The organism is Streptomyces sp. NPDC021080 (genome assembly GCF_044333225.1).
Classification (GTDB): domain Bacteria; phylum Actinomycetota; class Actinomycetes; order Streptomycetales; family Streptomycetaceae; genus Streptomyces.
In genome coordinates, this window is the sequence record NZ_JBIRQM010000001.1 from 268852 (window position 1) to 282709 (window position 13858).

Genomic DNA, 13858 nt, shown 5'->3' on the forward strand with positions numbered 1-13858 from the left:
GGGCAGCATGCGGCGTGGTGGGCGCGGTGGACCTTCGGTGCTGGGAATCGTACTGGCGGGAGGCGAGGGCAAGCGGCTGATGCCGCTCACCGCGGACCGGGCGAAACCCGCGGTGACCTTCGGCGGTACGTACCGTCTCGTGGACTTCGTCCTCTCCAATCTCGTCAACGCCGACATCCTGCGCATCTGCGTGCTCACGCAGTACAAGTCGCACTCGCTGGACCGGCACATCACCACCACCTGGCGGATGTCGAGCCTGCTCGGCAACTACGTGACGCCGGTTCCGGCCCAGCAGCGGCTCGGTCCCCGCTGGTACCTCGGCAGCGCGGACGCGATCCTCCAGTCGCTCAACCTGATCCACGACGAGCAGCCCGAGTACGTCGCGGTGTTCGGCGCCGACCACGTCTACCGCATGGATCCCCGGCAGATGCTCGCCCAGCACATCGAGGGCGGGGCGGGCGTGACGGTGGCCGGGATAAGGGTGCCGCGCGCCGAGTCGTCCTCGTTCGGGGTCATCAGCCCGGGTTCCGACGGCCAGAGCGTGCGGGGCTTCCTGGAGAAGCCCGCCGACCCGCCGGGCCTCGCGGACGCCCCCGAGTGCGTCTTCGCCTCCATGGGCAACTACCTCTTCACCACCAAGGCGCTGGTCGAGGCCCTCCAGCGGGACGCCGAGGACGACGACTCCGTGCACGACATGGGCGGTTCGATCCTGCCCGCGCTCACCGAGCGGGGCGAGGCGCAGCTGTACGACTTCAGTGACAACCACGTGCCCGGGGAGACCACCCGCGACCAGGGCTACTGGCGAGACGTGGGCACCCTCGACGCCTACTACGACGCCCACATGGACCTGATCGCCGAGCGTCCCGCGTTCAACCTGTTCAACCGGAGCTGGCCCGTCTACACGAGCTCGGGGCAGCTCTCGCCGGCGCGTTTCAACGCGGGGGGCATCGCCAGCGAGTCCATCATCAGCGCGGGGTGCCTGATCCGCGGGCAGGTGACGCGGTCGGTGCTGTCGCCGGGGGTGGTCGTCGACCCCGGGGCGGTGGTGCAGGGATCGGTCCTGCACGACAACGTCAAGGTCGGGCGGGGTGCCGTCGTGCGCGGCGCGGTGCTCGACAAGAACGTGGAGGTGCCGCCGGGGGCGACGATCGGCGTCAACCCGGAGCGCGACTCCGACCTCTACACGGTCTCCCAGGGCGGCGTGATCGCCCTGGGCAAGGGCCAGCGCGTGCCCTGACCGGGCCACGCGTCTCACAGGGCCACGCGCCTTTGAGGCCGCACGTCTCACGGGGCCGCACGTCTCGCGCGGCCCCGTGAGGGCATGCGAGCCCCCGACGGCACGCGAGCCCCCGTACCCACGACGACCGGCCGGCCGGAAGCCGCCGAACCGCGCGCCACGGCGACTTCCGGCCGTTGTCATGCCCTCGCTTGTCATGTCCCTGGACGGAGCGCGGAATCCCGTGCTGTCATGCCAACTGTCGTCGATGACAACGTCGTACAGCTCTGACAACGATGTCATCGCCCGGGGCGGTCCGGGTCGCGCGCTGCCCGGACGCGACGCGTCCCGCGCGATCGCCTCCGGTTGCCGGGAAAGCCGGTCCCCCGCCCCGACGATGCATGAGGACAACGATGTCGATCACCCACCGGAGGTCTCCCGCATGAGATGGACCCGGCGCCTGCGTCTGTGTACGGCGGGGCTGGTGACAGCGTCCGCGCTGTTCGCCCTGCCCACCGCACAGGCCGCCGAGCCGCGCGACGGCCGACTCACCGACCTGGTCAACCCGTTCATCGGCACCCAGAGCGAGGGCAACACCTATCCCGGCGCCGCCGTGCCCTTCGGCATGGTCCAGTTCTCGCCGGACACCGGTCACAACACCGGCTACGACCACTCCCAGAACCACGTCCGCGGCTTCTCCCTCGTCCACCTCTCGGGCGTCGGCTGCGGCATCGGCGGCGACCTGCCCGTCCTGCCCACCACCGGGGACATCACCCGGACGGACGACGCTCAGTACGCGGCGGAGTTCGGCCACGAGACCGAGGAGGCGCACCCCGGCTACTACCGGGCGGACCTGAAGTCCGGGATCGAGGCCGAACTGACGGCCACCGCGCGCACCGGAGTGCAGCGCTACACCTTCCCGGCCACCGACAAGGCCAACGTGCTGCTGAACGCCGGCCAGTCGCTGCACAAGACGGTCGCCACGAAGGTCGAGATCCTGGACGACCGGACCGTCCGCACGGAGATCACCGGCAGCGGCTTCTGCCAGACCACCAAGCCCTACAGGGTGTACACCGTCACCCGCTTCGACCGGCCGTTCACCACCTCGGGCACCTGGAACGGCGACACCGTCACCGGCTCCAGCGAGGCGTCCGGCACCACCGGGCGCACCGGGGCCTTCGTGCGCTTCGACACCACCGAGGACCGCACGGTCGAGGCGACCACCGCGCTGTCCTACGTGGACGCGCGCGGCGCGGAGGTCAACCTGCGTTCCGAGGGCGGCCGTTCCTTCGGCGCGGTGCGCGCCGCCGCCCGCCGCGCCTGGGAGGACCGGCTCGACGACGTACGCGCCCAGGGCGGTACCGACGCCCTGCGCCGCACCTTCTACTCGTCGCTCTACCGTTCCTTCCTCGCGCCCAACATCGGCAGTGACGCCGACGGCCGCTACACCGGCTGGGACCAGCGGATCCACCGGGCCAAGGGATTCACGTACTACCAGAACTGGTCGCTGTGGGACACCTACCGCACCCAGTCGCAGCTGCTCTCGCTGCTCGCGCCCCACGAGGCGCGGGACATGGCGATCTCGGTGATCAAGATCGACGAGGAGAGCGGCTGGCTGCCCAAGTGGGGCTACGGCACGGTCGAGACGAACATCATGACGGGCGACCCGGTCACCCCGTTCCTCACCAACGCCTACCAGCAGGGCCTGCTCGAGGGGTACGAGGAGCGGGCGTACCGCGCGCTGAAGAAGAACGCGGACGGCGTGCCGTCCGCCGACTCGCCCGCACTGGGCCGCGAGGCGAACAAGGAGTACATCGCGAACGGCTTCGCCCCGTACCTCAAGGGCAGCCGTCCGCACGCGAAGCCCGGTGACTCGGACTTCGACCAGGGCGCCTCCGCGACCCTGGAGTACGCCCTGTCGGACGCCGTGCTCGGCGAGATGGCGCGGGAGCTCGGCCATGACGAGGACGCGGCGCGCTACCTGGCGCGGTCCCGGAGCTACCGCGCGATCCACGACCCCTCGACCGGCTTCTTCCGTGCCCGGGACGCCTCCGGCGCCTTCACCGGCCCCGTCGACCCGGCCCAGAGCGTCGGCTTCCACGAGGGCACGGCCTGGCAGTACCAGTGGCTCGTGCCGCAGGACCTGCCGGGCATGGTCGGCCTGATCGGCGGCAAGCAGGCCGCGAACGACCGGCTCGACTCGTTCTTCGCCTACGACCGGTTGCTGAAGGACCCCGCGAAGACCGCCCGCGAGGTCTGGGTCAACGGCCCGTACGCGTACTACAACGCCGACAAGTACAACCCGCAGAACGAGCCCGACCTGATCGCCCCGTACACCTACCTGTCGACCGGGCAGCCGTGGAAGACGACCGACGTCGTGCACGCGGCGCTGACCCTGTTCACCGACGCGCCGACCGGCATGACCGGCAACGACGACCTCGGCACGATGTCCGCCTGGAACGTCCTGTCGTCCATCGGGATCTTCCCGGTGCAGCCCGGCTACGACACCTGGGGCCTGTCCACGCCCGTCTTTGAGCGGGTCGACCTCACCCTCGACCGGCGCTACTACCCGCGCGGCGCCCTGACCGTCACGGCGCCGGGCACCTCGGACACCGACCGGTACATCAGGTCGGCCCGTCTCGACGGTTCCCCGTACGCTCGTACGTACCTGACCACCGGCACGCTGAAGAACGTCCGGTCGCTCCGCTTCACGGTCGGCCCCGAGCCGTCCGAGTGGGGAACTGCGGCCTCGGCGGCACCCCCGGTCCTGAAGTGACACCCGGTCGTTCCTGAGACGGGCGAGTCCCGTCCCTCCTCCGAGGGACGGGACTTAATCCGCTGTTAACTATGCGTAACTTGATCGTACTTGACCGTAATCACCGGTCCGGGTTTGACTGCAGGCCCACCCACCCACCCGTCGCCGACGCGAGAGCAGGCCCTTGATCTCCGATTTCCTCGCACCACTCGACCTGGCGTTCTGGAACATCGAGTCCGACCGGCACCCGATGCACCTCGGAGCCCTCGGTGTCTTCGCCGCGAACTCGCCCACCGCGGGCGCCCACGCCGCGGACCTGCTCGCGGCCCGCGCCGCCGCCGTACCCGGGCTGCGCATGCGCATCCGCGACGTGTGGCAGCCGACCGCTCCGCTCGCCTTCGGCAGCGCGGCCCGCGAGAGCGCGCCCGACTTCGAGCCGCTGGACCACGTCCTGCTGCACAAGCCGACCGCCGACTTCCACGCCGAGGCCGGCCGGCTCATGGAGCGCCCGCTGGAGCGCGGCCGGCCCCCGTGGGAGGCGCATGTGCTGCCCGGCGAGGACGGCACGTCCTTCGCGGTGCTCTTCAAGTTCCACCACGCGCTCGCCGACGGGCTCAGGGCGCTGATGCTCGCCGCCGCCATCATGGACCCGATGGACCTGCCGGAACCCCGCCCGCGCCCCGCGGAGCCGCCCCGGGGGCTCTTCCCGGACGTCCGCAAACTGCCCGGACTGGTCCGCGGCACCCTCTCCGACATGAGCCGCGCCCTCGACATCGGCACCTCGGTGGCCCGCGCCACCCTCACCGCGCGGTCCTCGCCCGCCCTCACCTCCGCGCCCACCGGCACCCGGCGCACCGCCGGGGTCGTCATCGACCTCGACGAGGTGCACATCGTCCGCAAGACCGTCGGCGGCACCGTCAACGACGTCCTGATCGCCGTCGTGGCGGGCGCCCTGCGCCGCTGGCTCGACGAACGCGGCGACGGCAGCGAGGGAGTCTCCCCGCGCGCCCTGATCCCCGTCTCCCGGCGCCGGCCGCGCACCGCGCAGCCACAGGGCAACCGGCTCTCCGGCTATCTGATACGGCTTCCCGTCGACGAGGCCGACCCGCTCGGCCGGCTGCGTGCCGTCCGCACGGAGATGGACCGCAACAAGGACGCCGGACCCAACCGGGGCGCGGGCGCCGTCGCGCTGCTCGCCGACCACGTCCCGCCGCTCGGACACCGCCTCGGCGGGCCCGTCGTGGGACAGGCCGCCCGGCTGCTGTTCGACATCCTCGTCACCAGCGTGCCGCTGCCCAGCCTCGGGCTGAAGCTCGGCGGCTGCCCGCTCACCGAGGTCTATCCGTTCGCGCCGCTGGCCCGCGGCCAGGCCCTCGCCGTGGCCGTCTCGACGTACCGGGGAAGGGTCCACTACGGGCTGGTGGCCGACGCCGAGGCCGTTCCCGACCTCGATCTGCTGGCCCGTTCCCTGGCCGAGGAGGTGCGCGTACTGATCACCGCCTGCACGCCATGATCATCACGGGTTTGGTGCCGCGCGCGATTGGTCCGTAAAATTCCGCCTTCGAAAGCGAGCGCGGTTTCGAACGCGGCGCACAACCCGAGGAACGGCAGCGATGACGGTGACAGAGGACGGCCGGGCGACCCCCGCCGTGGACACGACAGATGTGGCGGCCGTCGCGTTCGGTCCCGGTATCGACCCCGAGCGACTGGCCGTCTGCCTCGGTGTGCTCGACGAACTCGAGAAGCTCGAGGTCGACCACCCCGACGCCATCGCCGTGCGCCGCGCCACCGCGGGCATCTACCGGACCGTGAAGCAGCGCCGCCGCCAGGAGCGCCGCGCCGCCAAGACGGCCCACGACAAGCTGGTCACCGAGTCCACCGCGACCGGCTCCGCCCAGCGCATCGACGACGAGACCGAGGGCATCCTGCCGTCGTCGGTGACGGAAGAGGGCAAGATCGCGGGCATACTCCAGCGCCCGCGCTCCTGCTACACGTGCAAGACGCGGTACGTCGAGGTCGACTACTTCTACCACCAGCTCTGCCAGGACTGCGCCGCACTGAACCGCTCCCGCCGTGACGCCCGCACCGACCTCACCGGCAAGCGGGCGCTGCTCACCGGCGGCCGCGCCAAGATCGGCATGTACATCGCGCTGCGCCTCCTGCGTGACGGTGCGCACACCACGATCACCACGCGCTTCCCGAACGACGCGATCCGCCGCTTCAAGGCCATGGACGACTCGGCGGACTGGATCCACCGCCTGGAGGTCGTCGGCATCGACCTGCGCGACCCGGCCCAGGCCGTCGCCCTGGCCGACCGCGTCGCCGAGCAGGGCCCGCTCGACATCCTGATCAACAACGCCACGCAGACCGTGCGCCGGCTGCCCTCCGCCTACGCCGCGCTCGTCGAGGGCGAGAGCGCCCCGCTGCCGGCCGGTGAACTGCCCGCCCAGCACGTCATCGGCGCCTTCAACTCCGGCGCGGTCGACGGACTGCAGGCGCTGCCCGTCGGCGTCTCGGGCCTGGAGGCGCAGAAGGTGGCCGACCTCGCCCTGGTCGCGGGCAACGCCAGCGTGGTCCGCCACCGCGAGGGCACCGCCATCGACGCCGGCGGCCTGCTCCCCGACGTCGTGGACAGCAACACCTGGGTGCAGACCATCGAGCAGATCTCCCCGGTCGAGCTGCTCGAGACCCAGCTGTGCAACTACACGGCACCGTTCATCCTGATCAGCAAGCTGCGGCCGCAGATGGCCGAGGCCGCCCGCACCGCGTCCACGGGGCGCGCGTACGTCGTCAACGTCTCCGCGATGGAGGGCGTGTTCGGCCGCGGCTACAAGGGCGCCGGCCACCCGAACACCAACGCCGCGAAGGCCGCCATGAACATGGTGACCCGTACCAGCGCCCAGGAGATGTTCGAGACCGACGGCATCCTGATGACCTCGGTCGACACCGGCTGGATCACCGACGAGCGCCCGCACTACGACAAGCTGCGCCTGGCCGACGAGGGCTTCCACGCCCCGCTCGACCTCGTCGACGGCGCGGCCCGCGTGTACGACCCCATCGTGCGCGGCGAGCTGGGCGAGGACCTGTACGGCGTCTTCATGAAGGACTACGCGCCCGGCAAGTGGTAGGACCTCCGGCTGCCGCGCGGATTCTCCGACGGGACCGCCGGCTGCCGCGCGGCCCCTCCGCCTACCGCGCGGACTCCCGCCCGTCGGGGGTCCGCCGGCGCAGCCGTTCGTGGACGGCGTGGGCGGGGGAGCCCGGGTGGGCCGCCCTCACCCGCGTTCCCCCGTCGACCAGCAGGTCGGCACCGGTGATCCACCCGGCCGCGTCCGAGACCAGCCAGGTCACGGCACGCGCGACGTCCTCGGGCCGTCCGATCCGGCCGAGCGGGAGCGAGGCGCCCAGTTCGGCCTCCGCGTCCTCCCACACGAAGCGGGCCATCTCGGTACGGACGAGGCCGGGCGAGACCGAGTTGACCCGGACCCCCGGCGCCAGCTCGCCGGCCAGCTGCCGGGTCAGATGGAGCAGGGCGGCCTTGCTGGTGCCGTACGCGCCGACCCGGGGGCCGACGTGCTCGGCGCCCTCCGTGCAGACGTTGACCACGGCCCCGCCGTGCTCGCTCATCCAGGCCCGCCAGGCGCACTGCACCAGACGCAGCGGCGCCTCGACGTTCACGGCGAACGCCTCGCGCCAGCGGTCCGGGTCGGCGTCCATGAGCGGGCCGTAGGGCTGGTTGGTCGCCGCGTTGTTGACCACGATGTCCAGCCGTCCGAAGGTGCGCAGCGCGAGTCCGGTCAGCTCGCCCAGGTGTGCCCCGTCGGCGACGGAACCCGCGAGCCCGATCCCGCCGACCTGTTCGGCGGCGCGCCGCACCGCGTCCGGATCGCGCGCGCTCACGCACACCCGGACACCCGCTCCGGCGAGCGCCTCGGCGACGGCGAGACCGATTCCGCGCGAGGCGCCGGTGACGACGGCGGCCCTGCCCTGAAGTCCGTACGGCGACGTCATCCGCGTACCGTCTCATGACGGACCGTCAGCCGACAGACCCCGGCGACGACCGCGGCCGCCCGCCGGGGCACCGATGCCGTCAGCCCGGGGCGCCCGGCCGTGCGGGAGGTGTCATGCCGGTCCGTGGTGCCCGGCCGCGCGGGAGAGGCCCGTCAGTCCGTGGCGCCCAGGCGCGCGGAGCGTTCCGCCACCAGTTCCAGCAGGGTGCGCCAGTCCTCCATGTCCCCGGCGTACAGGCCGGGGACATGAGCGGCGTCGTCCGCCTGCCGCAGGGTCACCGCGTCCTCGGCCAGCGGGTCGTGCTCGAACGCCATCGGCTCGCGCGGGGAGGGACCGCGTCCCGGTGAGGCGGCCGCCGGACGGCGCTCCGCCGCGACGTGCAGACGTACGAGACCGGAGACCCGCTCGCCGAGGAGCGGCCGTACCGCGTCGGCGGCGTGCCCGGCGTGCCCGGCGTCGTCACCGGGCCTGAGCAGATGTCCGATGTCGTGCACCAGGCCCGCGACCTGGAGCTCCTTGTCGCTGGGATGTCCCCGGCGCAGCAGTGCGGCGGTCTGCAGGGCGTGGTCGTGCAGATCGACGGCATCGCCGAGAGATGTTCCTCCGCCCGGGCGAAGCCGGGGGCGGGGGAGTTCCGGTGGCTCGTGGACGCCCCGGCAGGCGTGCAGCAGGTCCATCAGCTCCTCGACGCTGCGCAGCTCCATGCGTCAGTCCTCCCGCGGGAAAAGCCGTTGCCGTGCGACAGCAGAGCATGGACTCCTTGCGAACCGGCCAACGGGACCTGAACTGCGTGACGTCTTCGGCGCCGGACGTGGCGACGGCCGTGGGCCGATGGTGACTCAGTCGTGCCCGCGGCCGGCCCCGACGCCCCCGCCCGGGGGCGATATTGAGCCGAATGGGTGGTGGCGAAGAGGGCATCATGTTTCAAATCACCGCAGATCGAGGCCTGATGAGCCCTGGATGACGTGTGACGGTAACCTCAAGTTTTCAGCCCCATAGAGCGGGGGGCCGCTCATATGGTTAGGCTGTAGCCGACGGACAGACTCACTGGGGTCCACCCACACCCACGGTCCGTCCCGGGACAAGCCGGTCACCACGGCCTGCTCTCACACGAGTTACCGGCGCCACCGCGTCCCTAACTGCTTCGACTCAGACCCGAGCGGACGTCAGGCGGCCCGAGAGCACCGGGCCCTAGCGTCCTGAGGGTGACCCGACACATAAGGAGTGCGCGGTGACACCGGAGAAGACGAATCTCGACCAGGACCTCAAGGAACGCGGGGAACGCCTCGGCAGTGGTTCCGACACCAAGCTCGGAAGCCTGGACGTGTGGGCCAGGTCCGCTCCCATCCGCCTCGCGGGCTACGAGGACGACCTCGCCGAGCCCCACATCCTGCCCAGCGTCGACTGACCGGCGCGAGGGGTCGGCGCGATCGAGGACGGCACGGGAGTGCCGGACCCGCGTTCACGCCGAAACAGGAGAAGCCGCGGCCGACCACCGGCCGCGGCTTCGGCATGTGACACGGCCTTCCGGCCGGCCCCGAGGCCTTCCGTACGGCCCCGGGGCCTGTCGCGGTGCTAGCCGAGCGGAGCCGTACGCCGCCACGGGTGCAGCACTTCCAGTTGCCCGGCCACGTCGAGCAGGGCCTCCTCGGAGCCGGGCAGGCCGACGAGCTGGACGGCACAAGGGGCACCGTTCGGCAGCTTTCCGAACGGAACCGACATCGCGGGCCAGCCGGTGAGGTTCCAGGGCGGGGTCATCGGCGAGTAGGTGGTGTTGGCCAGGACATTGCGCAGCCAGCCCCGCTTGTGCCAGTCGACGGAGGCGGGAGCGCGCCGGGCGAGCGCCGGGGTGAGCAGCACGTCGTGCTCCGCGAAGAACGCGGCCAGGCGCCCGCGCAGCTGCTCGCGGCGCTCCCCCTTGCGTACGCCGGTCACGAAGCGGCGCCCGATCGCGGCGTGCACGCGGGTGCGCCGGGCCAGCCTGCGCGGGTCGAGATCCTCGGCGTCCACCGCGGTGCCCGCCGTCCAGTGCGCGAGCGAGGCCGTGCTCAGCCAGAGCGGGTACGGCGGGTTCGCGGTCCGCACCCGGTGGCCCGCCTCGGCCAGCAGGGCGGCGGCCTCCCGGGCCGCGTTCGTGTACGGCCGCGTGACGCGGACGCCGGCCAGCGGGCTGCGCACCGAGACGGCGATCCGGCGGTGTGCGGGCTCCGCGGGCGGTGCCGGCTCGATGTCCGCGAGGAGGGCGAACAGCAGCCGGGCGTCCTCGACCGTCGTGGCCAGCGGGCCGTTCTCCGACATGCCGAACCAGTCGCCGTGACCGATCCCGGCGGGGATCACCCCGTGACCCGGCTTCAGGGTGACCAGACCGCAGTTGGCGGCGGGTATGCGCAGCGAACCCATGCCGTCGTTGCCGAGCGCGATCGGCACCATCCCGGCGGCGACGGCCGCCGCGCTGCCGCCGGAGGAACCGCCCGCCGTGCGGGACAGGTCCCAGGGGTTGCGGGCGTTGCCGTACACGCCCTCCGTGGTGCCGAAGACGCACAGTTCGGGCACGTTCGTCAGCCCCACCACGACGGCGCCCGCCGCCCGCAGCCGGGCCACGGTGACGTGATCCTCGGCGGCGGGCGCGTCAGGGGTCGCGGCGGAACCGTTGCGGGTCGACTCGCCGCGCACCGCGAGGTTGTCCTTCACCGCCACCGGCACTCCCGCCAGCGGGAGCCGGTCGAGGTCCCGGCCGGCCAGCGCGTCGGCCTCCGCGAGGGCCGCCTCGGCGCGGACCGTGCGGAAGGCGCCGACGCGTCCGTCGAGGCGTTCGATCCGCGCGAGGTGTTCGGCCACCACCTCGCGGGGGGTGACCTTCTTCTCGCGCACGGCTGCGGCGATCTCTGTGGCGGTCCGGCCGGCCCAGGTGGTCACGGGCGCTCCTCACTCGTGTCGTACTGGTGAGTAGTTACGGGAGCACTCTGCCCCCGGCCGGGGCACCGCGTCGAGAGCCCGTGGCCCCGGACCTTGGGCGGTCCACGGCTCCCGGCCCTCGGCCGGGCCTCCCGGATCTCGCGTCACCGGTCCGCCCCCGGCCCTGTACGCGGACCGGTGGGGGGAGAGATCCTCGGGACCGAGCACCTCTGCGCACCCGGCCATCGACCCCTGTCCCGACGGAAAGGCCCGCCGTGCCCTCGACGGAAAGGCCCGCCGTGTCCCCGACGCCCGCGCGCGTCGCCGCGGTCGACACCCAGGACGTCCGCTTCCCCGCCTCGCACGAGCTCGACGGCTCCGGCACCGCCCCCGGTACGCGGGGGCCGCGGCCGTGCCCGGTGGTCCGGTGAACTCCCTCGGCGGGAGCGGTGTCCCCGTCAGCGCGCTGTCCTTCGGCGCCGCCGGTATCGGCAACCTGTACTCCGAGGTCACCGACGAGCAGGCGTACGAGGCGGTCACCGCCGCCTGGACGAGCGGCATCCGCTACTTCGACACGGCCCCGCACTACGGCCTCGGCCTCTCCGAACGGCGCCTGGGCGCGGCCCTGCGCGACCTGCCCCGCGCGCGGTACACCGTGTCCACCAAGGTGGGCCGCCTCCTGGAGCCCGTGGACACGGGCGGCGACGACCTGGCCGACGGCTTCGCCGTGCCCGCCACGCACCGTCGTGTCTGGGACTTCAGCGCCGACGGCGTACGGCGGAGCCTGGACGCCAGCCTGGAGAGGCTCGGCCTCGACCACGTGGACGTCGTGTACCTCCACGACCCCGACGACCACGGCGAGCAGGCGTTGCGCGAGGGCTTCCCCGCGCTGGCGGAGCTGCGCGCGCAGGGCGTGGTGCGCGCGATCGGCGTGGGCATGAACCAGACGCGGATGTTGACCCGGTTCGTGCGCGAGACCGATGTCGACGTGGTGCTGTGCGCGGGCCGCTACACCCTCCTGGACCAGGACGCTCTCACCGGACTGCTGCCCGCCGCCCGGGCCCGCGGCATCTCCGTCGTCATCGGCGGCGCCTTCAACTCCGGTCTGCTGGCGGACCCGAGGCCCGGAGCGACGTACGACTACGCCGCGGCGCCGGGCGCGCTGCTGGACCGCGCGCTGCGGCTCCAGGAGATCGCGGGACGGCACGGCACCACCCTGCGCGCCGCCGCCCTGGCCTTCCCCGCCGCCCATCCGGTCGTGGCGAGTGTCCTGGCCGGGGCCCGTACGGCGGCCGAAGTCCGGGACTGCGCGGAGCAGTTCGCGGCGCCGGTGCCCGAGGCCTTCTGGCGGGACCTGCGCACGGAAGGCCTGCTCCCGGCCACCGCACCCCTCCCCGCCACCGCGTCCCTCCCCGAACCGGAGGGCGCGTGAGATCGCCCCGCCGCTACCGGTGCGGCCCCCGGCGCTCCGCCGCGTGCTCCAGCCGGGTCGGCGGGAGGAAGTCGCGGACACAGGTCCGGTGCCAGCACGCGCCCGTCTCGCGCAGCTCGCGCCAGGTCGTGTACCGGTAGCGGAAGAGACGGGCGCGGATGTAGCGGGGCGGCGCGTCCGCGGGGAACGGGGAGCGGCGCAGCAGTCGCAGCGTGTCACGGTCGTTCTCCAGGAGCCGTTCCACGAGGCCGGAGAACCAGGTGCCGGCGTATCCGGGGGAGAGCGCCACGAACCACATCAGCCAGTCGAGCCGCAGATGGTACGGCGCGAACTGCCGCGGCCAGTGCCGCGGATCACCCGGCTTGCCCTTGAACTCGTACTCCCGCCAGTCGGCGTCCTCGCGCGGCACCTCGTCCGCCGTGCCCTCGAGGATCACCTCGTGCCGCATCCTGCTGACGCTGCCGAACGCCCCGTAGGTGTTCACCAGATGCAGCGGGTCGAAGGAGCGGTTCATGACCTGGCGCCGGGAGACCAGATTGCGTGCGGGGCGGTAGCCGAGCGCCACCAGGCCCGCGGCGACGACCAGCACGACCACCTCGTACCACAGCGGCGCCGCGGGGGTCCGGGGCGCGGTGGAGGGGAGTTCGGTCACGCTCAGGGCGAGGACGATCGTCGTCCAGTTCAGCCACGCGAAGTTGCCGGACAGCACCAGCCACAGCTGGGTCAGGATCATCAGCGAGGCCGCGGCCGTCGCGATCGGCTGCGGGGTGAACAGGAGGACGGGAAGCACCAGTTGCGTGAAGTGGTTCGCGGCCACCTCGATCCGGTGGAACGGTCTGGGCAGATGGTGGAAGAACCAGCTGAGCGGACCCGGCATCGGCTGTGTCTCGTGGTGGTAGTAGAGGCAGGTCAGCTTCCGCCAGCAGGCGTCGCCCCGCATCTTGATCAAGCCCGCCCCGAACTCCACGCGGAACAGGACCCAGCGCATGAGGAACAGCACGACGACCGGTGGCGCCACCTCGTCGTTGCCGAGGAACACCGCGAGGAAGCCCACCTCCAGGAGCAGCGACTCCCAGCCGAACGCGTACCAGGTCTGGCCGACGTTGACGACCGACAGGTACAGGGCCCACGGCACGAGCCACAGCAGCATCGCGCCCCACAGCGGCAGCCGGCCGTCGATTCCGGCGGCCAGCGCCAGGGACACCGCGCAGCCCGTCCAGCACCAGGCGGCGAAGAAGCGGTCCGAGTAGCGCCAGTGGAACACGCTCGGCGCGTCACGGAAGGCGACGTGCCGCACGAAGCGGGGCACCGGCAGCATCCCGCGCTCCCCGGTCAGCGCCCGGAACTGCAGGGCCGCGCCCAGGAACGCGACCAGATACAGCACGGCCAGCCCTCGCTGGAACACCAGTCGGCTCAGCCAGTAGCCGGGTGCGACGAACCACTCCATGGCGGGTGCTCCTCTCCCCTCCTCTCCCACTTCTCTCCCTCCATTGTGACGCTGGGTGACCGATTTCCGCTTGCGTGCGCCAAGAGGGTGACGCAGAGAATG

General features: G+C 72.2%; 11 protein-coding genes. 7 read left to right on the forward strand and 4 right to left on the reverse strand.

Annotated elements, in window-relative coordinates; translation table 11 throughout:
* Positions 1-7 precede the first annotated feature (7 nt).
* The 4 genes from glgC (at position 8) to ACH4S8_RS01145 (ending at position 7099) form a co-directional block, all read left to right on the forward strand.
* Complete coding sequence (gene glgC, locus ACH4S8_RS01130) at positions 8-1237, forward strand: glucose-1-phosphate adenylyltransferase (RefSeq protein WP_398389686.1); 1230 nt, start codon at positions 8-10, stop codon at positions 1235-1237.
* A gap of 421 nt (positions 1238-1658) precedes the next feature.
* Positions 1659-3992 (forward strand): GH92 family glycosyl hydrolase, encoded by a 2334-nt coding sequence (locus ACH4S8_RS01135; protein ID WP_398389688.1) that lies wholly within the window; start codon positions 1659-1661, stop codon positions 3990-3992.
* A gap of 163 nt (positions 3993-4155) precedes the next feature.
* Entirely contained in the window at positions 4156-5484 is a 1329-nt protein-coding gene (locus ACH4S8_RS01140) for a wax ester/triacylglycerol synthase family O-acyltransferase (RefSeq protein ID WP_398389690.1), read from the forward strand.
* Between the two features lie 100 nt (positions 5485-5584).
* On the forward strand, positions 5585-7099 hold the full coding sequence (locus ACH4S8_RS01145; RefSeq protein WP_398389692.1) for an SDR family NAD(P)-dependent oxidoreductase: 1515 nt from the start codon (positions 5585-5587) through the stop codon (positions 7097-7099).
* A gap of 61 nt (positions 7100-7160) precedes the next feature.
* Here the strand turns inward: ACH4S8_RS01145 and ACH4S8_RS01150 are convergent, their stop codons facing one another.
* Together ACH4S8_RS01150 and ACH4S8_RS01155 are read right to left on the reverse strand one after the other, a co-directional pair.
* Positions 7161-7982: an SDR family oxidoreductase gene (locus ACH4S8_RS01150; RefSeq protein ID WP_398389693.1), complete on the reverse strand. Its 822-nt coding sequence runs from the start codon at positions 7980-7982 to the stop codon at positions 7161-7163.
* Positions 7983-8134: 152 nt separating this feature from the next.
* Positions 8135-8686, reverse strand: a complete 552-nt coding sequence (locus tag ACH4S8_RS01155; RefSeq protein WP_398389695.1) for an HD domain-containing protein — start codon at positions 8684-8686, stop codon at positions 8135-8137.
* A 527-nt stretch (positions 8687-9213) separates the two neighbouring features.
* Here ACH4S8_RS01155 and ACH4S8_RS01160 point away from each other — a divergent pair.
* Positions 9214-9390 (forward strand): hypothetical protein, encoded by a 177-nt coding sequence (locus ACH4S8_RS01160; RefSeq protein ID WP_398389696.1) that lies wholly within the window; start codon positions 9214-9216, stop codon positions 9388-9390.
* Positions 9391-9557: 167 nt separating this feature from the next.
* On the opposite strand, the gene ACH4S8_RS01165 is transcribed toward ACH4S8_RS01160, so the two are convergent.
* A complete protein-coding gene (locus ACH4S8_RS01165) occupies positions 9558-10898 on the reverse strand; it encodes an amidase (RefSeq protein WP_398389698.1) in 1341 nt (446 codons plus the stop codon).
* Positions 10899-11176: 278 nt separating this feature from the next.
* Here ACH4S8_RS01165 and ACH4S8_RS01170 point away from each other — a divergent pair, with 278 nt between their 5' ends.
* Positions 11177-11308: a hypothetical protein gene (locus tag ACH4S8_RS01170; RefSeq protein WP_398389699.1), complete on the forward strand. Its 132-nt coding sequence runs from the start codon at positions 11177-11179 to the stop codon at positions 11306-11308.
* Positions 11305-12309 (forward strand): aldo/keto reductase, encoded by a 1005-nt coding sequence (locus ACH4S8_RS01175; RefSeq protein WP_398389701.1) that lies wholly within the window; start codon positions 11305-11307, stop codon positions 12307-12309. The genes ACH4S8_RS01170 and ACH4S8_RS01175 overlap by 4 nt, the downstream gene beginning before the upstream one ends.
* Positions 12310-12322: 13 nt before the next feature.
* On the opposite strand, the gene ACH4S8_RS01180 is transcribed toward ACH4S8_RS01175, so the two are convergent.
* A complete protein-coding gene (locus ACH4S8_RS01180) occupies positions 12323-13756 on the reverse strand; it encodes a lipase maturation factor family protein (protein WP_398389703.1) in 1434 nt (477 codons plus the stop codon).
* Positions 13757-13858: the final 102 nt, after the last annotated feature.

Coding starts and splice junctions, on each gene's coding strand:
- glgC (WP_398389686.1), top strand. CDS start 8: ATGCGGCGTGGTGGGCGCGGTGGACCTTCGGTGCTGGGAATCGTACTG.
- ACH4S8_RS01135 (WP_398389688.1), top strand. CDS start 1,659: ATGAGATGGACCCGGCGCCTGCGTCTGTGTACGGCGGGGCTGGTGACA.
- ACH4S8_RS01150 (WP_398389693.1), bottom strand. CDS start 7,982: ATGACGTCGCCGTACGGACTTCAGGGCAGGGCCGCCGTCGTCACCGGC.
- ACH4S8_RS01145 (WP_398389692.1), top strand. CDS start 5,585: ATGACGGTGACAGAGGACGGCCGGGCGACCCCCGCCGTGGACACGACA.
- ACH4S8_RS01155 (WP_398389695.1), bottom strand. CDS start 8,686: ATGGAGCTGCGCAGCGTCGAGGAGCTGATGGACCTGCTGCACGCCTGC.
- ACH4S8_RS01180 (WP_398389703.1), bottom strand. CDS start 13,756: ATGGAGTGGTTCGTCGCACCCGGCTACTGGCTGAGCCGACTGGTGTTC.